The organism is Endozoicomonas sp. (assembly GCF_051008435.1).
In the GTDB taxonomy this organism is placed as follows: domain Bacteria; phylum Pseudomonadota; class Gammaproteobacteria; order Pseudomonadales; family Endozoicomonadaceae; genus Endozoicomonas_A.
In genome coordinates this window covers 1-21441 of record NZ_JBPCXO010000164.1, presented here as the reverse complement: position 1 = coordinate 21441, position 21441 = coordinate 1, and the positions used below count along the sequence as shown (strand labels likewise).

The window sequence follows — 21441 nt, the reverse complement described above, 5'->3', positions numbered from 1 at the left end:
CCGGGTATCGTAGAGATCTGCCTGAATTATGTACAAATATGAATTTAAAAAGTCTGCGACTTCCAATTCTATAAATCCTCTGCAGCCCTTTAAAATCAAGGGGTTTCTATTTGAGCGGGAATTGCTGCTAAATCTTTATGTTCAAATCCGGCTCAACCTTTTTCATTGCTGGAAAAGGGAATTGTCGTTGCTATGACTTCACTTGGCGTATTAGCAGGGCTTTTTGGCAATGGAGAATTAGACAGCGTGTTATATGGTGCGCTGGGATACCTGCTGTCGAGCATCTTCATAAAGCTCTCTAAAGTTTTTAATGCCAACAGTGGGTGGCTGTCTCGCTGGACCAACCTTGTTCAAGCCACTGAAAAACTCGGGCATACACAGCAACTAAAAGAAAAGGATTCCGATCAGGGCGATTTTTTCAGGGTGCAGAAGTTTACTTTCAGAGAAGGTGAGCCCTTTGTCATTCAATGGATCAGAAAACCGTAAATAGGCGACTGAGATGGGTCAATCTGTTCAGACTCAAATCATCATATTGGTTTGAAGCTGACCCTGTTCAATCATTAGCCTCAGAGCGTCATCGGCGGTTTGCCCATCAGCAATAAGCAATGTGTCCTCAAATACAATGAGCTGGGTCCATTCATCGGGGTTTTCAGTGGCTATTTTAAGTAGACTGTCACTGCTTTTCTGCTCCAACTTCAGATAGCCATCCAGACTATGACTGGCCTCATCAGGCAGAAGCTCTGAGATATCCACAACATCCTTATTGCCATCCACAGAAGCAAAGTTTTTCAGAATGTCTGAAGCTGGCTTAGTGGATGTGCCCTCATGTCCTTTTTTCCAGACCGAGGTATCGGTGCTGCTCCCCAGAATGTTCTGATCATCACCACTGTTACCAATAAGGGTGCTGCCCGAGGAGTGAGCGTACAGTTCGTCATTATCTCCACCGGCATCCAGAGTCAGACCACCGACGGTATCGTGCAGTACATCAGGTCCTTCATGCCCAAACTGATTGGAGACTGTCAGAGCACCAGACTCTACCAGTGAGCTGAGTCTTTGCGCTGTGGTCATACTGTCGCCACCGGGAATGAGGGTATTCAGGGGCAGGTTGTCGAGATAGATCAGCTGCTTGACCGAGCCATTAACCTGCACACTGTCACCATTGCTGATATTAAAAGACGATGTACTGTTAGTGCTGTCGTCAGTCCAGTAAATAACCGCATTATGATTATCGGATTCAGTGACAACCAGCTGGCTGGACAGTTGTGATGTGCTCCAAACCGACTGGATATTGAGCATGGCCGAGAGGTCTATTTTGTCCAGACCTGGCTCAAAATCCATGACCATATCCAGTGCATTGCCAGCGCCTTCATCACCCGCCTGCCAGACGAAGTGATCGGGTTTTCCATCACCGCTTTTGTTAAGCTCTCCTCCCCAGATTTGCCCGTTACCGGATCCTTCAATGACAGTGTTTTCGGCAAGACCTGCGCCAATAGTGTCATTTCCCCCTTGAGTGTTTATGGTTCTAGCCTTTTCACCACCCAGTACCAGGTCATCCTTATCAGACGTTTCAATATTGGCTGTTTCAGCTGTCACAGTGACTAAAATATTCTGACTGGCACTTTGCTGAGGAGCTCCATCACCAGCATCAGAAACGGCGGTGAGCCTTAAGTCATGCTGACCTGTTGGCAGACCTTTGATCGCAAGGTCATTCAGTTCACTGGTTGTCAGTGCCCACCCGGCTGGCGAAGTCGTTGGTACACCTACGGGTTGGCCTGTGACACTGTTGATCAGCAAAGCGGCGGGTGGCAGGTTTTCCAGCTGAACATACAGCTCTGTTTTGACCAGGTTGTTGACCTGAAGAGCGGGGTTCACTACTGCCGCTTTGATACCAAGGGGCACTGAAACATTTTTCGATACAGTGATAGTGTCGTGTTCTACCTGACATTCTGGCTTGTCGGATGCCGGTGTGATAGTGAGTTTGACCTGGAAGTTGACTTCGGAGCCATCGCCGGGAGTGAAACCGTCGGTATTATCAACGGAGTGAGCTGTGATCTGAAGAGTTGCTTTGCCATGACCATCGCCAGGTTGATAGATCAAATGAGGCAAAGCAGTGGAAGTTGTTTCAAGTCGGGCTTCGATCGTTGGTCCTGATGAAACAAATTCAGCCCGAACGCCATCAGGTGTTTCTATAGAGGGCTTTTCAGCACTGGCTTCAGGAGGAAAAATAGTCGGGTCACTGCTGTTGAGTATTTTGACGGTTACTGCAATCACTTCAGGATGATCGGTGGGGTCTGAGTAAGTGTCTGTGGTTTTGATGTCCAGTGGTAAGTGTATGGCAACATTTTCATGACCGCTGCTCTGGGTCATCTCTTTTAGAGTCAAATCATCCCCTACTGGACGGACTTTCACAGGGAGAGGGCTCATATCGGTACAGACTGTGGTCAGCGAGTGCTCATGACTGTAGGTGGTCAGTTGCAGGCTCAGCTCACCACTGAAATCCAGGGGAGGTCTTAGTTTTAGCGAAGCAATGTGGCCAGAGCCGTCAATCAGGCTGGCAGGAATTTGCCAGCTGCCATTGCCGTTGGCTGGTAAAAGATTATCCGACGGATCTGACAGAGTTGCACCGTTGGGTACGCCTTCTATAAGGGCTGACAGAGCCTCGGAGCCATCATTATCGTTGAGTGTTGCCTGCAGGCCGGTCAGCAGAATATCAGAATCTTCATCACCTTCTGCAGCTGGAGAAATCAGAGATGCACAGTTGTTGGCAGGCAAAATATCAAGCTGAACCTGCTGCGTAAAATCTCTTTCCTGCGACTCGCTAATATCCGGTGCATTGTCCTGAATCCTGAAATCTACGCTGACAGGCATCTTTCCCGAAAGACCCTGTCCGGGGATAAATTGAATGCTGGTCAGCCGCTGGTTAAATGCATCTACGGATTCATTGGGTTGAAGAGTCAGAATATACCGGGTGCCATCAAATGAAAGATCGTCGCCTTCTAATTGAATCCCTGCTGGTGGTGTCAGTTCAACATTTATTACTCGTTCAGAGCCATCAATGTCGGCAGAGTTTATTGTCAGGTTTAAGGGCCAGGCCTGATCTTTGCCTGTCCATTCCATCCCTTTGGCGTCTGGTTCTGTTTTGATCTCAGGGTTGTCGTCAACCACCGGACTGACCTTGAAAATCAAATCCTGTGAGCTGACTTTTGACTGATCACTCAAATTATTGCGTTGCAGAATTTGCAAAGGAATCGTCTGCTGTCCGGAGAAGTCCCTGGCCGGGCTAATAACAATATTGGGCAGGCTGCCAGGGTGAATCAGGTAGCTAATCGTCTCGCCATTTTCCCCCCATGACCGTGTGTAGTCGCCGGTCAGACCCCAGTGAGGGGGTAGGTCGGAAGCGTTGATTCGAAACTCTGTGGTCTCGTTGGTAAACAGAGCCTGGGAAGGATCAACACAGCCACTAAGAGGCAAAGGGTTGTCTTCAGCGGCCTTGATGCCATCAGTACAGGTGAAGACATCTCCGGGGTCATGAGGAGGCTTGTGATCTGTTGACGACTCGTTATTCACCACATCAAACCGGGCTGAGCGAGCTTCAAGATCGCCAATATCCGAGATGAGTGATTCCACTTTCAGCTCATAATTGCCTGGTATTGAGACATGAAGGGTTGTTCCTGACAGACTGTCTTCACTCACCAGCCATTCATCGCCATTGAACGTCAAGTCATCGGGGCTACTGTTTGATAAATGCCTGTTCGATAAATGCCAGCCATTGCTTAATGGCTGACCGCCGACATTCAGTAAAGAAACCTTGAAAACAGGGTTGTCTTGATTGACATGCTCGCTCTGATCCGTGTCGGTAGATGTAAACTGAAAATCCGTTAGCGGAATATCCGGCCCTGTAGCGGTATAACCGGGAGGGTATTCTATGCGAGTGTTCTCATCGTTGTTTACCGGAGAAGACGTGGGACCGTCGACTTCACCAGTCCAGTTAATAGTCGCCTTTATTGTTATTTCGCTGGTGGTCTCGAGATTGTTTTGCTGATCACGTATCACCGGGTAGAAGGTGAAATCAGTGGTGGTTTGACTGGTTGTTGGAAAGTCTGTGTCGATATCATTCCCTGTTCCGGGAACAATCACCAGCTGCTTCTGGCGCAGGGCGTTGATTAACTGATCCCTGCCACCCAGCTGGCTGGCCAGTGGTTGATCCGGGTCCAGGCTGGAATAGGGAGCGATGCTTTTCTGATACAACAGGAATCCGGAGGGTAGCTCAACCCTGTTGATATCCTGGAGGCTTTCACTCCCGTCCGTATCTTTAAGTTTGATACTGTCCAGTGTTAAAGCCGCACCTCCTGTGAAACCGGCAGGGTCAGTGGCAATATCCACTTCCCGACCATTATACGACACAGGAATACCAATAGTGTCGACAACGGGTAGGAATTTTGCGGTTAACTCAATGGGAAACTCTGAACGTGCTCCATCTTTTTCGGTGACCAGCGTCTTCAGGGTCAGGAGTTGTTCTCCCGCGTAATCCAGAGGGGGGACTATGCGGTATGTTCCGTTAGTGAGATCACTCTGACTGAGCTGATATACCGGGTTGTTCCCGGAAATACCTGCGATCGGAGGCTGATGATTCTGAGAGTCCCGGATCATAAACCCAGTGGTAAGGTGAGCAGTATCCAGTAAGACATTCAGGGATTCCGATCCATCGATATCAGCAGACTTAAGGTCGAACTGAATAGGCAGGGCCTGGTCTTCCTGTTCGGTACCCGTCAGTGTCAGTGTATTCAGAGGGTCGACAACCCAGATCGCATTGCCTGTGACCAAAGGGGTATCGGGGACGCCTTTAACACTGAGCTCAAGGAACTTGTCAGCAGAAATAGCCACGGTTACGGAAGGATCAACGCCTTGTTGGGGGGATTCTTTACTGACAGCATTGATCTTCAGTTGGAGGTCAGAAAAGTTTGCAGAACTTCGATCCTTGCCGGGCTGGTAGGCCAGTTCTGATAGCTCAGCGTAGGGCACTTCAGCACTGCCATCCGGTAATAGTCTGGCGTTCTGGCTGTTGCCGGGAGTCGTTAAGGGTAGCCAGCTTCCATCGGGCTGTTTGAGCCAGAAACTGCCGGGGTCTTCCCCCGGACTCACCATGGGTTTAATTAGAATGAACAGTTGCTCTGACCCATCCGTGTCCGACAGCTCTGCATGAATATAATCAGCAATCTCGGTCTTGTGATCTTCCTGGGTTGAAACTCTGGCCGTATTACCTCCGGCCTGGGCTGGAGAAACCGTCAGCGATGGTTGATCCGCTACGGGTTGCACATCGACCGTCAGCGTATGATCAGATTCGTCCGTTTGGACAGAAAAGGGGGCAGACTCGGTGGCAATGGCTTTGAAAGGGAGTAATAGTTTGCCACTCCAGTCGGAGTCCGGAATGACTTCTATTGCCTGGATCTCTGATGCAGTTAATACATGGCCAGCCGAGAGAGGGGTATTGTTCAGCTTGAGTGTGGCATGTTCCGGTATTGCCAGTATTTCGTAGGTAAGGGTTTCTGAGCCATCGGTATCCTGCAATTGGGCACCGGCTCCGGTTAACGTCAGAGAATGGTCTTCTTCTGTCGTAAAGTAGTCAATGTCCTTACCGGTATTCCACAGAGGCTTGTCAGCAACCCCGCTGATGTTGATTTTTAATTGACCGCTGATGCTTTGATCAGATCCCGGGTTTTTGCTGATGTCGGCTTTCAGCTCCAACTGGATTTTATGATGGGCAAAACTAAAGTCAGAACCGTCATCGGGTGGCAGGTAGCCCAGTTTATTCGATGCAAAGAAACGGTAGCAGTCCTCATCGGAAGGTATTAAGGCCTCCAGAGGAAGTGTGATTCTGCCTTCTTTGGCTGTGAGCGGACTGCCCTGGTAGGTCAGTTGCCCACCTTGAAGTGAACTTTCAACGACCCATAATTGGCTGATTTTTTCGCTGCGATCGATATCTCCCAGCAGGATTTCAAAACTCACTGGAACCGGTGAGGTTTGATCTTCAATGCCTGAAGCGTTCTGAGTCTTACGAAAGCTGGCGTCGAGGTCTCTGATCGTAATGGAGGCGTCCGATGCAGAGATGTCGCAATCGCCATCCATAATCGTGTACTGGAATGTTTCGGTTCTGTCTCTGCCCCCACTGTGATCAATGCATTTTCGGGTATCCAGAGACCATTGACTGTCAGAGAAAACGGTCAGAGTGCCCAGAGGCGTATCTACGGTTATCGATGAGCCATCAGGCACCTGATAATCGTAGGGGGAGTAGTGCAGTTCAGTCAGTCTGGCTTTGTCGGCATCAGCGTTCAGCTGATCGTTGATCATCAGTCCACGGTTCTTATCCAGCGGAACGACCTGACCTTCGGTGGCAATCGGGTTGCCATTGTTGAAGTGATCCGGCTCAGCCGATGGGTCGGTGTCATTGATGATGAAAGGGATGATCTTGTGTTCTTTGCTCTTGTCGCCATCGGAGTCATTCAACCAGACCTTCAGAAATACGGTTTTGGTTTCTGCAAACTGTGGAAATAAAGCTGTTGGAATATGGTCAATATTATCGAGCTGCCTGACTTCCAGTTCAACCTGATTGCCAGGCAGTGTTTTTCCTTTCAGAGTGAATACAAGCTGACCATCTGAACGATAAACGTTGATGGTGCCATCAGATGCTTTTTCTATTCTGTCCAGCAAATACCCATCAGAGCTCAACCCCTGAAGTTTGCTCTGAAGGTCGGTCAGTCCGATCTCGGGGATGACACGATCAGAACCGGGGGTAAACTCAAGGGTTGTTTTGAGAACATTCTCCTGCCCACGGTTGATGTCCAGAACCGGTTCCGGTGAATGAGTATCCCCCGGGACGGGTAAAGCCCCGTCTGACAGAGTCAGTGTGATCTGATCCTGAACCTGTGAGCCATCAGTATCTATAGCCGTCACGGTCGTTGGCAGCTTTAGATTATCTTTTTGTCCGTGGTCGTCTTTATGATCAAGGAAGCTGAACCACTCAATCTTCAGGTGGACAGTGGCAAAAGTATTAGCAGGGATGGGGTTGCTTGAGCTTGGGCAATCCTGACAGGAAAGGGTAAATATTTTCTGATTCCCAGTTCCATTCTTATAAGACCAGGCTTCAATCGATTGATTGGCTTCTGTCTTATAGTGAATGGGGAGTCCGTCGTGTAAAAGGGGGAGTCCCGAGTCATCAATAGCCTGATTCTGGCTATCAGTGGCGGGCGTCAGAAAATGAACTTGCTTTATGTTATCCGTGCCGGCATGAACAGTGGCGGATGACATGTCTGTTGTCGGTAAGGGCGCATTCAGTAAGGGTTCAATCAGAGTTAACTCGGGTGTGTTCACCAGAATATCCAGGCCGCTCACGTTGTCTCTGATATCTGCAACAAGAGTAAACCCCCTAATGTCTCCATCGGAGTCTGAAATTTCTGCAGCAATCTCCAGTGGCCACTGGCCTTTGTCCTGATCCATCGGGTTGTCCAGTTGCACAGACCATGGAACCGTTGATGGTGCATCGGGAGCCGGGACGTCATCGAGTTTAAGGGTCAGTACCTGGGTGTCTGGATTTCCACCGATGTCCAGTTTCAGTGTCTGGTCATCTTCCCTTACCAGTTTCAGAAGCTGGTCATTACTGAAAAGACCTGTCAGACCTGGCTGATTATCTGCGAATCGCAGGCTGGAAGGTGCTATCAGGTCAGACCCTGGCCCCAGTGTTATAGGTTCAGAATCATGTGCTGGAATGTCCTTTTCGTCTATCGCTATTCTGGTGATATCCGTTACGCTGGGAAACAGGCCATCCTTAATGTTGACTTCAAGTAACCCTGTTTTTTGTGCGGGCGAGCCATCAAAATCGGAAAAGGTCATGGGCAGCTTCAGGACAATGTCATTGCCATCAACGTTGATGAGGTTATTGATGAGGTTATTGATGAGTCCGGAGCCTTGATGATCCAGTGGTCTGAACAACTCAACTTCATGGGTGACAGGCACCTCTTTATTGGCAGTGGCCAGTGGCATGTGGGTAAGGATAGAAAGCACCGTCACTCCGCTGCTTGTCTTACCCTGAAGGGACTTGTGTTCCTGAGTAAAAAACAGAGGTTCGCCCAGAGAAGTGAGCTTGTTGTCTAAATCGCTAAACGAGCCAGCAAAGCGCACGGTATTGGCATCGGCAGGGTCTGAACCGCCCGATAAAACGCCCTGTAGAGAGCCTGTGACAGGGTAGGGCAGTTGTCCGCTGATTTCGCCCTCAGTCAGGGTTATTTTTCCCAGATCATGACCTTCCGGAGGCGCTCCGTCATAAATTGAGAGATAGACACTGGCATCGTCCTGGTGGCCTTCAATATCCTGCAAGGTATAAGAGAAAATCTGTTGGACAGGGTCAGGGTTGTTCTTTAAAGAGTCGTGGGCATCGAACTGGAAGCTGCCGTCTTTATTCACCACCAGCGTTCCGTACTGTGTAGTCAGTGATGTTCCCGGTGGGTAGACAGTGATTTTATTAGGGTCACTGCCTGCGGCGTTGGAACCGAAGCCAAGCTCAACAGCAATGATGGTTGTTTCGTCCATGCAGGTGTTGTCATTGTCCAGCAGGTTACCGGACACGGTTTTTCCTTCATCAACGTCATGGTAATCATCAGTAGCTGTTGGGATACCATCGATCAAATTCAGTTGAACCGTTGCACGAACCGTGTCGCCATCATGATCGGTAGCCTGTAGCGCAACAGGCAAAATGGCAGGTTCTGCGCCGCTTACCTGAAAAGCATTTTGCTGCAGGACATGAATCTCGGCCATCAGGTTCCCGGTGTTGGCATCCTGGGAAAAATTGTCCAGAGTGATCAGCAGAACGGTTTTACCTTCATCGGTTTTGAGTTCAAGGCGGTGTTTGTCAGCGTCCTGATTCAATCCTGTCAGGTCGATGGGGTGGCCATTGCTCTGGGGACTTCTTGCAGCTATGGCTGCCTTGAAAAAATCAAGCGTTTTATCGGGATCAAATTGCAGGGATTGATCTATTGGCAGGCTGTCTGAGCCTTTAATGACAATAATGTCGCCTTTATCGGGCTGAGGGGGGACCTGACATTCCTGATCGATATCCAGAGTCATCAGTTTGTTCGGATCTGTCGATGAACTTCCGGTTGAAGGGGGAATAGGAGCACTTTTTGGATCAAAGTGTGGCAGTGCTCCATCCTCAACGGAAAAAGTAATATTGGCCGTGGACTCATCCCCATCTGAGTCGGTCAGTGTATAAGTAAACGTCTCTAGTAGAATATTTTCGGGTGGATGAACCAGATTTGGCAAAGCCTGATAGTACCAGGTGCCATCGGGTTTAACGGAAAGGCTTCCAAGTTTGCCAGGGAATACCTGAAAGTCGGAACTGGAACTAAGATCAGTGCCGTTGATGGCCGTGATTTTGCCAAGGTCCGCACCGGCCTGTTCAGCGGTAAAAAGTGTCCCTTCCTGAGTGCTGGAAGTGCTCTCACCTTCAATGAGGCTAAAGTCGTGATCCACCGCCTTGGGTTGATCGTTGCTGATATCCAGATAAACCCATCCCTGAACCTTGTCATTGTCCATATCAGCAGCTTCAACAGCCAGTTTTAATGGCCAGGATCCCTGGTTCTGATCCATGGCCTGATGCAATTTGGCTGTCCACTGAAGCGTTGACTGGTCTTGTTCTGAAGGCAGGTTGTCCAAAGTCAGGGTCAGAACCTGCTGATGGGTGACAGAATCTTGAAGCTGAAGGGTTCGGCTGTTAGATCCAGTCTGAATAGTAAGCGGATGTCCCAGAGAGGTCAGGTTGTTCAGCCCTGGCTGGTCTGCAGAAAATCCCCAGCTGTTTATTTCAACTTTGTCAGAACCCGGAGTCAGTAATAGATGGGCGGTTCCCTGTATTACAGGTTGGTTGACCAGAACGGATTCATCCAGAGTCGCTGTCTCCTGATTAGAAAACTGTAAATCTGCTCCGTCCTGTAGGGTGAGAGAAAGACTACCGTCGTTGACTAGTGAGCTGTTATCAATGTCTGCGGCAGTGACGGTTAAAGGCAGATTTAAACCATTGTTTGCAGGGTGGTCCAGAGGCTGGTAGAGCGTTGCTTCGTACTTGAAATCAAGGTCTTTTCCGGTTTGGGGTTCCGGTATCAGCTTGATGTTCAGTATTTTTGTACTGCCTGTCACCCCTGTGAGTATCTTGCCTGAAACGGTGAACGTAACCGGAACATGGCCAGAGAAGTACTTGCCCGATAAATCCGTGGCATTGCTGTCAGTGAATGCAAGACTTGCCGGAGAAATAGGGTCTGAACCATCCCCCGAGATGGTGATCCTGTTACTGGTTGCCTTGGTGGGGTATAGGGGAGGGCTTTGCAGTCCGGCTTCTGTCAGGGTGAGGCTGGCTGTAAAACCGCCAGTGGGAGGTGCACCATCTGTTATATCAATACGGCAAGTGGCAGAGGCTTCATGGCCATCAATAGCAGTAAGGGTGTATTGGAATGGCAATTGCTGAAGTTGTAACTGATTCAGAGAGTCTTTGCTGCTGAAGTTCCAGGATCCATCCTTATCAACACGAAGCTCGCCCTTGAGTGTTTGAATCGTCGTTTTTGGAAGAAAGTGGCTGTCTTTTCCTGAAGGCAAGAAGCTGCCGCTAAGAAACAGGTCAGATACCTCAGCAACGTGGGAGCAGAGGGTATCATTTTGCATGACATTGCCGGTAAGACTCTGACCTTCAACCACTGATCCAGTGTCGTCTTGAGCATCCAGCTTTCCATCTTTCATGGTGATGTAAGCAGTGGCTTCCGCCATATCATCATGAATCTCAAAAGCATGGGTGACAACGGGAAGGACAAGGTCGGATGTCCCCTGTGCATTCGTTACTGCATCCTTTACTGAAAGGTTAAGCGTCTGCAGAACAGAGATACGGGCACTGACATCCCCCTGATGGTCGGTTGCCACTGAATCTATCCAGAACCTTGCGACCGTGTTTCCATCGATTCTTTTCAGCTCAAGATTCCGGTTCTGGCTATCAGGGTAAAGGCTGCTGAGGTCCAGAGCTATGCCGCTACTGGTAACCGTTCTGCCAGACAAGGCGAGTTTGAATTGACTGAGTGTCGCATCGGCATCAAAAGACAGACTGTTTTCAACAATGGTGTCTGAACCCTTGAAATAAGTGACTTGCTCACTATCCGCACTGGGTGGTGACTGACATTCCTGATCAGCCGTGAAAAAAATATCAGCTGTGGATATAGGTTTGCCATCCAGAACATCAAAGGTGATGCTGGCAGAGGAGTCATCCTCATCATAATCGGTCAGTGTAAAATCAAACTGTTCGCTGAGGGGTTGGCCTCCCGGATGCACCTGGTCAGGCGTTGCCTTGTAAAACCAACGACCATCCGCTTGAAAGAACAAGTTCCCGTAGTGCCCTGCCAGCATTTTCCAGCCAGCCCTGTTGCCGCTGGCTTCAGTGGGAAAGTCCGCTATGGGTTTGTGGTCAACCGTTGTCAGTCTTGCGCCATCACTTCCGGCATCGTTCTGCGTGAACAACTTTCCGTTGTAATGCCAGCAAGCTATGGAGCCTTCAACCAGTTCCACTTTATCGTGGACTTTGGCGGTAGGGACATCGTCGGTAACATCCACTTCTTGTCCGGCGAGAGAACGATGCAGCGTCACGGGATCACTCTTCAGATAGGGAAGAGTAAACCGGATACTGTTCTGCCCCTGTCCATCAGGGTGTCTTAATGGCGACTCCAGAGTGAATTCAGCCAGTCCAGAACCATTGTCCGGTAGCTGAAAATGAATCGCTATCTGTTCATTGCCATTGACGGAGTAAACACCATTCAGAACTTGTGCGTTATCCGATATTTGCCACTTAAGAGGGTAAACCTGACCCTGGTCAATCACTTCCAGATTTTGTGGGGCATATTGCTGCAGTGACTGAAGATCAAATGCAAGATCCGTTCTTTCATTGGCAATAGGGGGGCTCTGCTTTTTGACAGAGAGGTCGATGTGCTCATCAATGTTGATACCAGCAGGGTTACCAATGGGTGGCAGGTAATCAGTGGCAATGTTACCGGCCAGATCACTGACAAAAGCATTGGGGCTAAAACCAATAATACGTTGAATGGGGGGAATAGGGGTTTGCCAGGTTGGGCCCTCGTTTGGAATGAGTCTGGAATAAGGGAACTCAATGGGGTTGGTGTCTGTCAGTTCTATTGCTCTGCCTTGTTCAACGCCGTCAATGTGTCCACTGAGCACACTAGGAAGCGTCTGACCAATGCTGTCAATGTCATCGATCCGGGTCCAGGCGAAGGTATCCAGAATAAACGAGTGACTGTCAGTGGCAGTATTTCCAAACAAGTCGGATGCCGAGGCTTTGATCAGCACAGGACCATCGGTGAGTCCTGCACTGTTGCCTCCCATATCGTTAAAGACACACTGCCACTGACTGGCAGAAATCGGGCAACTGGCCTGAAGATTTTTGCCATTTTGATCGGTCAAACTGACCTGCACATTTTGGCCATCTTCAATGTCGGTGACCGTACCGGCGATAATCAGATGCCCTGACTCAATGAGATTGACAATATTATCTGCCGTGATCGGTGCCGTAATTTTCAGCAGGGCATAAGTGTCGTTTACTTGCTCCCTATCGTCACCGAAAAGATCGGAACGTTCCTGCTCCAGAAGCTGACCCGGCGCCTTTGCCCCCGTCACAAAGCCAGCGGAAGGCACTGTCCGGGCAAGGCTCAGAGGCATGACAAAGGGCATGGAAGCACTCTGGCCATGTTCAGAAGCCGGTGTTGATGATCGTTTCAGATAGTCGGGCTGATCGCCAGGCAGGAATTCTCTTTGAGGGAGAGACTCCGAGACAGTGAAAGTGTCCGGCACCAGATCAATGTCTGAGCCGTCTTCTACTTCAACGGTAATACCGGAGGACAGGGCTTCTCCAGTGTCTTCAGGGAAGATTCTTTGACGTGAGCCGTCTGGTAACAGCTTCCAGACGACGCCTGAAACTTTTCCGACCCGGGCGCCTTCAGAAGGAATGGTCAGCTTTCTCATGACGTGCTTTCTCATGACGTGCTTTCTCAGCTGGTATCCAGTTGGCAGGCAGGGCGAATTTCAGTGAGTCGAGCAGCCTTCCGGTGATATGCAGTAACCGGTATTTGGCTTCCAGCTCATGAGTGGTAGCCCGGTTCCAGGCCAGGTTAGCTTCCAGCTTTTCATTTTCAGCATTCAACACATCGAGTAATGTGCGTTCTCCCAGAATAAACTGTCGGCGATAGGCCTTGACGGTGACGTTGATGGCTTCAAAGTGTTCTTCCAGTTTGGGCAACTGCCTTCTCAGTTGCTGCCGGGCCTCCCAGGAAAGTCTGGCTTCTTCCTGAACCTGGAGCCTTGCCTGGGAATAGATGTCGCCAGCCTCGTCTCGACGTGACAGGGCTGCCTTCATCTGACCGGTATCTCTGCCGCCGTTGAAGAGGTTATAACGGGCATGCAGCATGATGGCATAATCATCGTCCCGGCCCTTGATCCCGTTGAGGTTGTAATTCCATGAACGGGACGCCTCAATGGACAACTCTGGATAGAATCCTCCCTTACTGGCTTCGTACTCATGAGTGGCCGCTTCCTGATCAAGAGTGGCTGACTGCAACAGTGGGTAATCGTTTGAAGCGACTCTCAGGGTGTCGTTCAATGTTTCAGGGATCAGTCCAATATCCGGCTCAGGCTCAGTCAAATCCTCTGGCTGAACACCCACCAGTTTCAAAAACTGTATCCGGGCGTCGTTCAGATTGTTCTCGGCGGCGATGACATTGGATTGTGCTCTGGCCAGACGTCCCCTGATCTGACTCAGGTCGGCGGTACTTTGTACGCCTTGCTCGGATCGTTTGAAAATCGAGTAGTAGATCTCTTCGTGGGCATCCAGGTTTTGACGTGCCATATCCAGAGCTTTTTGTTGCATCAGGATCGTCAGATAGGAGCGCGTCACATCCAGAGCCATCTCGGAGGCAATATTCAGCAATCGATATTGCTCTGAATGAGTGGCAGCCTTTGTTCTGCGGTCATTGTTCAGGGTTGCAAAACCTTCAAAAAGCATCTGGCGTAAGACGACAGATGCTTCTCTTCGCCGGAGGTATTCGTCGGTAGAAGGACCACCACTCCGGGTTGCCGGGCTGTCCGTACGTTCATGTCCAATACCTGCATGAAGATTCAGAGTGGGCAGGTAGCCCGATTTGGCAACGGTTTCATCGTGCTGGCGCTCCTGCACCTTATGAAAGGCCTGTTGCAGCTTTGGGTGGGAAATGAGCGCCACGCTGACCACTTCTTCCAGGTTCTGTCCATGGGCAGGATAGCCAGACAGTGTGAGAAGCATGGCAAGAGTGAGGTGTGTTGGCAGCCGGTGTCGTTGAAATGGAAGTTTCATGTGTGCTGATCAGTGAAGAACGGTGGCGGAAAAAACAGGGGGTGTATTGAAAGAAGAGCATAGGTGATTTTCTACTGCTCTGCTTTTTCGTAGATGCTTTCTGTGCTGATAAAAGATCGGTTATTACAGGGAGGATGGCGGTCCCGACATTCATGCTCTACTCTAACTTCCCGTTCTACTTTGATCGGGGCGAGCGGTATGAGTCGGGATCCCATACTGGATTGTCTGGTCTGGCTGGCAAACTATTTTGAAAGGGCTGTGTCTCCGGAAGTTATTTTGTCAGGTCTTCCGCTTGAAGACGGACTGATTCCCGGGCACCTGATAGAAAGAGCGGCTGAAAACGCTGGTCTACTGACGTATGAAAGATCGATCAACCTTTGTGAACAAGAACTGCCATTGAGTAGCTTTCCCTGTTTGGGGTGGTGGCAGGATTCACCGGTTATCATCACTGCAGTGGATGAAGGCCGGATCAGCTTGCTGAATCCGTCAGAGCATTTGAAACCATTGAGTTTGTTGACAGAAGAGTTTCAGGAAAACACTCGAAATGTGCTGATGCTGTTCAGTCCTGCCAGTGTGAAAGACGATCGTGAGCCGGAGCTTGAACCGGCTTTGCATGAACATTGGTTATGGGGAGCCCTCCTGGCTGGGAGAGGGATCTACCGTGAGGTTCTGCTGGTTTCACTGCTGGTCAATCTCTTCGCCCTGTCTGTACCTCTGTTTGTCCGTTTGGTGTATGACCGGGTGATTCCCGGTATGGCCATGGGCACACTCAATGCACTCACGGTTGGCATATTGCTGGTTATTGTTTTTGAATTTACCTGTCGATACCTGAGAAACCGGTTTATTGATCTGGCTGCAAAAAAATCTGATTTGCTGATATCCAGCCGGATCTACGCCAAGGTGATGGCGATGCAGTTATCCGCCAGACCTGCTTCAACAGGAGCTTTTGCCCGTCAGTTGCAGGATTTTGATGCCATCAGAGAGTTTCTTACCTCCACCTGTCTCACGGCTCTGGTCGACATCCCCTTCGCTCTGATTTTTCTACTGGTGATCGGTCTTCTTGCCGGTAAATTAGTCTGGATACCGATTCTTGCGATTGCGCTGATGATTATCGTCAGTTTGGTGATACAACCTGCTCTGCGCCGGACCATAGAAGAGAGTGAGCGCTTATCAGCTAGAAAGCAGGGCGATCTGGTTGAAAGCCTTACCGGGATGGAAACCCTGAGGTTGGCCGGAGCTCAATGGCGGTTTCAGAAGCGTTGGGAGCAGGCAGTAGGCCAAATGGCGACCTGGGGATTAAAGACCCGGACGATTACCGGAACAGTGACAGTCACTGCTCTTTGTGCTCAACAGCTGACGACGGTAGCCGTTATTTTTTACGGGGTCATGGCCATCAGTAATGGCGGGATTAATCTGGGCGCTCTCATTGCGATCATGATGCTAACCGGCAGGGCTATGGCTCCTTTTATGCAGCTGGCGTTATTGGCCACCCGCTACCATCAGGCCAGAACCGCTTATAAGGTCACCGGGCAATTAATGTTTCAGCCTGATGAACAACAGTCCAGCCATCGTTATCGCAGTCTGGATCAGATTGAAGGCAAGGTGGATTGTGAGCAGGTGTCATTCAAGTATCCGGGGGCTTCAGTGCCTGCTCTGGTGGATTTGACCCTGAAGATTCCGCCCGGTGAAAAAGTGGCGATTGTGGGTCGCTCGGGTTCGGGTAAATCAACACTGGCTAGAGTTCTGGCAGCACTTTACGCCCCTGACCAGGGACGAATCACTTTCGACGATATTGATATCAATGATATCCATCCCCGTCGTCTGAGGATGAAAGTGGGTTTTCTGGCTCAGGAACCCTGGCTTTTCCATGGCACGGTTAAAGACAACATCATACTGGGTCATACCGAGGTGAATGACGAGGCACTTTTATATGCAGCCCAGGCATCCGGCGTAACCGGTTTTACAGGGAGGTCTTTGGCTGCCCTGGAGTATCCGGTGGGAGAAGGCGGTCAAAGATTGTCTGGCGGTCAGCGAAAGGCTGTAGCACTGGCCAGGGTTCTGTTGAATAAGCCTGATGTGCTGGTACTGGATGAGCCCACTGCTCATATGGACAGCCTGATGGAGGATCAGGTGCGGCAGACTCTCGCTGTGCTTCCAGCCACCACCACACTAATATTAATGACTCACAGAAGCAGCCTGTTGGATGCGGTCAGCAGGGTGGTTTTGCTGGATGGTGGTCGGGTGATTTCCGATAAATCCAGAGAGGATATCAGAGCGGAACCGTCATGAAGGATGAAAGCCGCTGGCAGAAATGGTTGCTTGATACAGCCGGTAGTCGTGAACAGGCAAAACTGATGGATCTCTCGGTTCATAGCCGGTGGTTTGTCTGGATGCTTCTGATGCTTCTCACTGTGTTGATTCTCTGGGCCTGCTGGGCGGAACTGGATGAGGTAGTCACTGGTTATGGTCGGGTAGTACCCGACAGCAGGGTTCAACTGGTACAAAGTCTGGATGGAGGCATCTTGAAGTGGGTCGGGGTCAGGGAAGGCGATCGCGTTAATAAGGGAGATACTCTGGTGCAAGTGGATGAAACACGATACCGATCCAGTTTGATGGTGAATGAAACCGAGCTGGAAGATACGGACTGGGAAGTTCAGAGGCTTGAAGCTGAGTTAGATTCACTTCATGAAAAAGATGATCGTTGGCAGATTGACCGCTCCGTTTTACTGGCTAATTCTCATGGGGAGTCTGTTGATTCAATAAAATTGGAACAGCAGAAGGCCATGCTTGATAAGAGATTAGAGTCGTTTATTAGCCAGCTCGATATACTGGCCTTGCAAGAGAGCCAGAAGAGTCAGGAACTTAAGGAGCATCACCAGAAAATAAAAACCTTGAGTCGCAGTGTCGGCCTGATCGAGGAAGAGCTGGCACTGAAAGAACCCCTGGCTCGGGAAGGGCTGGTTACACGGGTTGATATTCTTGGTCTGCAACGTCGAGCTAATGAGCTGAAAGGTGAGTTGGAGAATGCCAGATTAATGGAACCAAGGCTGGCCTCCGCTTTGACTGAGGCTCGCAGTCGCTACAGAAGCACGGCAATACGTTATAGGGCAGATGTCCAAAAGGAACTTCAGTCCGCTCGTGAGCGCTTGGGAAGATTGACCGAGGGACAGGTTGGGCTTAAGGACAAAGTGCACAGAACAGCACTGACCGCTCCCGTTAGTGGACTGGTCAAGGTGGTTCATGTGAATACGCCAGGCAGTGTGGTTCAGCCCGGAGCCACGCTAATAGAGATCGTCCCTGAAGGGGACAGTCTGGTGGTTGAAGCTCAGGTGAAGCCTTCGGATATTGCCTTTCTTAGATCAGGTCAGAATGCACAGGTTAAACTGACAGCCTATGAGAATGCTTCATACGGAAGTTTGACGGGAAGTCTGGAGTCGATCAGTGCAGACACTCTGGAAGATGATCGGGGGCAGTCTTATTACCGAATCAGAGTTCAGCTACCTGACGCTGAAGAACAATGGCCGGTCTTACCGGGCATGACAGCGGTTGTCGATGTACTGACAGGGAGGAGAACCGTAATGAATTATGTGATGGCACCCGTACTGAAAGCAATCCAGTGAAATAGCATTGAACCGGGTTGCACTTTACCCTGAAAGTTACTCAACTCTTACTGTTACTGTTTCTCCATTACTGTCCTTTACTCTTTTTCCTTTAGCGCTGCCTTTAGCATCACCCAAGCCGAACTTGCGAGCTCGAAACACACTCATAATTCTGTCACCTGGCTGAAATATTTTCAGGTAGCCAGAGCTGTCCGACAAGTAAAAGGGTTTGTTCCATTGTTGAACCAGCGCGGTGTCGTATCTGGAAAAATAATGTCGGGAGCCTTCACCTGCTCCATGAGTATGCCAGAAGGCAATGACTTCATAATCTTTGGGGAAGACAATCTCTGCATGGATTCGATCTTCCCCGGATTCACCTGCCGCAACCGTGTAATGATAACTGTTTTTAGTCTTATGCTTTAAAACAGCCCCGATGTATTCACGATCTTCTTCTATGGAAATCGGGTTGTAAATATTACAGGCGCTGGTAACCGCCTCCACTTCCGAAAGGAACGAGGGGCTTATCCAGTAATCACTGTTTTCCGTTTTCCCTTGTTGTTGCGGATCGAATTGCCACTTGGCGGGTGCTTCGACCGATGAGGTGTTAATTGGTTCCATCGCCTTGACGGTTGTCGAAATCATCAATGCAAATGCGGTTGTAATAATGAACATCCAGGTTCTTCTTTCCATGACTGTTGAATTCCGGTTCTAAGCTTTTCGACGACAGTCTGGATTTCGTTAGTCCGTTTATCCTGAAGAAAGGGTCCGTTTATCTTTGAAAATAAAAAGGGATGTTTTTACAGAGGGGGCAAAGGTTTTCTGGCTGTTCTGGAAACCTTCGGAAAAGCTTCGGATATGACAAAAAGTGGTGTAGCATCAAAAAACAGCTGAATAAAAAATCAAAAATAGCGCATTTGCAGTAAATAAAATGGCAGTATCTTTGGAATAATCTTTAACCTCTGCTCATAGCTGTTTTGTTGAGCTCACGGCTGCTGTCATTGCAAAGAGGGACCAATGGACTGGAAGCAGGGCTTCAAGCTGGGTGAATGGACTGTTCATCCTGAGACAGGGATCTTTATCAAGGATGGCATGAAGAGACATGCCGAGCCCAAGCTGGTGGATGTGTTACTGGTGTTGATAAACCATCAGGGTAATGTCGTCAGTCGTGATGTCCTGCTGACAGAAGCCTGGCAGGATCTGGTTGTTTCAGATGAAGTACTGACTCGTTGTATTTCAGAGCTGCGTACACTGCTTGGTGATACTTCGAGAGAACGGCACTACATTAGAACGGTTCCCAGAAGGGGTTATGTGCTGGTGGCAAAAGCAGAGCCATTGGACAATTCTGAATGTGCTCTTACCTCATCATCCCGTCCATCTCAGCCGTTATCGTCAGAAACTGTTGAAAGTAAGACACAACCTCTCAATAAGATTCCATCATCAACACCTACCGATTCCGTTCAGGAAAACAGTGCACCCTGGCCAGCAAAGTTGATTACCGATTTTATTGGTTTGCTGCAAGCCATGATCAGTGCACTGGTCAAAGTCTTTAAATACTCCTTTGTCACTGTGATGCTGATTGTTTTTATGGTTCTGGTGTATGCCGGATTGAACAGAGACCCTGATCGTCCCTTTGCCAGTGTGCAGGTGGGTATGGAAGAAACGATCGAGGCTGGGGGGGACAGCACCAATGAAGAAGCTTTTCTGGAAGTGGTTGATCTGGCCATCGATGTTGGTCAGCAGATTCAGCAGGAGCTTGGCAGAAAAATCGCTATTCAAAAAGGTACTCTGGAGCCTGGAGAAGAACAGTTTGAAGGAACAGGCAGTTATGAAGCTTATGAGCAGTATCTGTTAGGCAGAAACTTTTGGCGGGTGAGAACAGAGTCTTCGTTAGCAAAGGCGGCCAGTTATTTCAAAAGAGCAGTTGAGCTGGATAAAAACTATGCTCAGGCGTGGGCTGGGTTGGCAGACACTCAAGTACTGCAAACCTTTTATGGCTATGGAGACCGAGAGCGCTTACTGGCTGAGGCCGATCAAAGTTCAGCTCAAGCTGTGAAACTGGCGCCTGAGTTGGCAGAAGCCCATGGGGCCAGAGGTGTTTATCTTTCAGAGTCAGGACATCTGGATGAAGCTGTTGCCGCCTTGAAAATGGCCGTCCGCCTGAAACCGGATTTTTCCATGGCTCATATGTGGCTGGGTAATGCTTATTTGGATCAGGGCGTTGCGAGGAAAGCCTTTGAAGCTTATGAGCAGGCTTATCAGCTCGATCCACTGCATGAGTCCGTTCGGTTGAATTATCTATCGGGTTTGGCTCTGATTGGGAGAACAGAACAGGCACGCTTACTTGCTGATCGTTTTGCTGCTGAATCGGATACGTTTGCCATGCTCCCGATCAAGCAGGCTATGGCAGCCGGTTATTTTGACCGGGCGCTGGATCGTATTACTTTGTTGCAGGATCAGAAAAACGATCAGGATGGGCTTGAAGTGAAGGCACTGCATTCACTCATCTACCTGGATCAGGTGGATGCGGTAGCTGCATTGATTCAGCGTCAGGAAAACAGAGACCCCTGGGAAAAGCTTTGGCTCGAGTCAATGGTCAGCCTGAAAGAGCGTGATGCAGAGAGATTGAAAAAAAGTCTGAAAGCATTTAATCAAACAGAAATCAGTAATGAGTGGTGCAAGGGTTATAGGTACGACCTGCTGGTCTCCAGGGAACATTGGTTAAGCGGCAACTGGCTACAGACTGAGAGAGGTTTTGCCAGAGCTCTTCAAAGTCACCCTGAGCGATGCCAATCGGATCCCGAGTCGGTGATTATCAGTCATCTCTATCAGGCCCGGGCTATCGAAAAGATAGGTGACAATACGACGCGCAGACAATATTTAAATCAAGCCAGAGCCATGATCGAAAGCAGCTGGGAGAAAGGCTGGCGCAGTCCGGGCTTTATGGTCGCCGCGTTATCATGGGCCTTGATTGATGAGCAGGATGATAAAGCCAGAGAGTACCTCGACTTTATGAAAGAGAGTGGCGTCCAACCCTGGGGAATGCTAGCGATTATGCCATTGCTGGATGACTACCTGGATGCCGAAGTACTGAAACCTTATAAAGGAAGGCTTCAATTACATTACATACAGCAGCAGGAAAGGGCTGCGAATTTGTCTTCACAACTTTTGAAAACCATGCTCAGTGCTGACAGGGAAAAGCCTGAAGGTTTGAGGGCTGGAAGGTCTGAAGGCTTGAAGGCTTGAAGGCTTGAAGGCTTGAAGGTTTGAAGGCTTGAAGGTTTGAAGGTTTGAAGGTTTGTAGCTTCTTAATAACTGCTGCAAAGCCCACAAGGTAGTATGTGAGAAGCTTTTTCAATCAAGTCCGTCAGCCTTGGAAACGAGCCACTGCCTGTTAACCTGTCTGTCAGATAGTCCCAGAATGAA

The 21441-nt window shown here is 49.5% G+C and carries 7 protein-coding genes; 4 read left to right on the top strand and 3 right to left on the bottom strand.

Annotated elements, in window-relative coordinates; translation table 11 throughout:
- Window positions 1-165 precede the first annotated feature (165 nt).
- On the top strand, window positions 166-486 hold the full coding sequence (locus ACR2PX_RS08105) for a hypothetical protein (RefSeq protein WP_433998851.1): 321 nt from the start codon (window positions 166-168) through the stop codon (window positions 484-486).
- A 33-nt stretch (window positions 487-519) separates the two neighbouring features.
- Here the strand turns inward: ACR2PX_RS08105 and ACR2PX_RS08100 are convergent, their stop codons facing one another.
- Both ACR2PX_RS08100 and ACR2PX_RS08095 read right to left on the bottom strand, forming a co-directional pair.
- Entirely contained in the window at window positions 520-13056 is a 12537-nt protein-coding gene (locus ACR2PX_RS08100; RefSeq protein ID WP_433998850.1) for an Ig-like domain-containing protein, read from the bottom strand.
- Window positions 13031-14419, bottom strand: coding sequence for a TolC family outer membrane protein (locus tag ACR2PX_RS08095; RefSeq protein WP_433998849.1), 1389 nt, complete (start codon window positions 14417-14419; stop codon window positions 13031-13033). Before ACR2PX_RS08095 ends, ACR2PX_RS08100 begins: the two co-directional genes overlap by 26 nt.
- Window positions 14420-14617: 198 nt before the next feature.
- Between ACR2PX_RS08095 and ACR2PX_RS08090 the strand changes: the two genes are divergently transcribed.
- Both ACR2PX_RS08090 and ACR2PX_RS08085 read left to right on the top strand, forming a co-directional pair.
- On the top strand, window positions 14618-16708 hold the full coding sequence (locus ACR2PX_RS08090) for a type I secretion system permease/ATPase (RefSeq protein WP_433998848.1): 2091 nt from the start codon (window positions 14618-14620) through the stop codon (window positions 16706-16708).
- A complete protein-coding gene (locus ACR2PX_RS08085) occupies window positions 16705-18039 on the top strand; it encodes an HlyD family type I secretion periplasmic adaptor subunit (protein ID WP_433998847.1) in 1335 nt (444 codons plus the stop codon). Before ACR2PX_RS08090 ends, ACR2PX_RS08085 begins: the two co-directional genes overlap by 4 nt.
- 36 nt (window positions 18040-18075) lie before the next feature.
- On the opposite strand, the gene ACR2PX_RS08080 is transcribed toward ACR2PX_RS08085, so the two are convergent.
- Window positions 18076-18708 carry a DUF4329 domain-containing protein gene (locus ACR2PX_RS08080; RefSeq protein WP_433998846.1) on the bottom strand — a complete coding sequence of 211 codons (633 nt, stop codon included), beginning with the start codon at window positions 18706-18708 and terminating at the stop codon, window positions 18076-18078.
- A gap of 324 nt (window positions 18709-19032) precedes the next feature.
- Between ACR2PX_RS08080 and ACR2PX_RS08075 the strand changes: the two genes are divergently transcribed.
- Window positions 19033-21261 (top strand): winged helix-turn-helix domain-containing protein, encoded by a 2229-nt coding sequence (locus ACR2PX_RS08075; protein ID WP_433998845.1) that lies wholly within the window; start codon window positions 19033-19035, stop codon window positions 21259-21261.
- Window positions 21262-21441: the final 180 nt, after the last annotated feature.

Bases quoted from the DNA above. Each gene is read 5' to 3' on its own strand.
- ACR2PX_RS08100 (WP_433998850.1), bottom strand. From the start codon at position 13,056: ATGAGAAAGCTGACCATTCCTTCTGAAGGCGCCCGGGTCGGAAAAGTT.
- ACR2PX_RS08095 (WP_433998849.1), bottom strand. From the start codon at position 14,419: ATGAAACTTCCATTTCAACGACACCGGCTGCCAACACACCTCACTCTT.
- ACR2PX_RS08090 (WP_433998848.1), top strand. From the start codon at position 14,618: ATGAGTCGGGATCCCATACTGGATTGTCTGGTCTGGCTGGCAAACTAT.
- ACR2PX_RS08085 (WP_433998847.1), top strand. From the start codon at position 16,705: ATGAAGGATGAAAGCCGCTGGCAGAAATGGTTGCTTGATACAGCCGGT.
- ACR2PX_RS08080 (WP_433998846.1), bottom strand. From the start codon at position 18,708: ATGGAAAGAAGAACCTGGATGTTCATTATTACAACCGCATTTGCATTG.
- ACR2PX_RS08075 (WP_433998845.1), top strand. From the start codon at position 19,033: ATGGACTGGAAGCAGGGCTTCAAGCTGGGTGAATGGACTGTTCATCCT.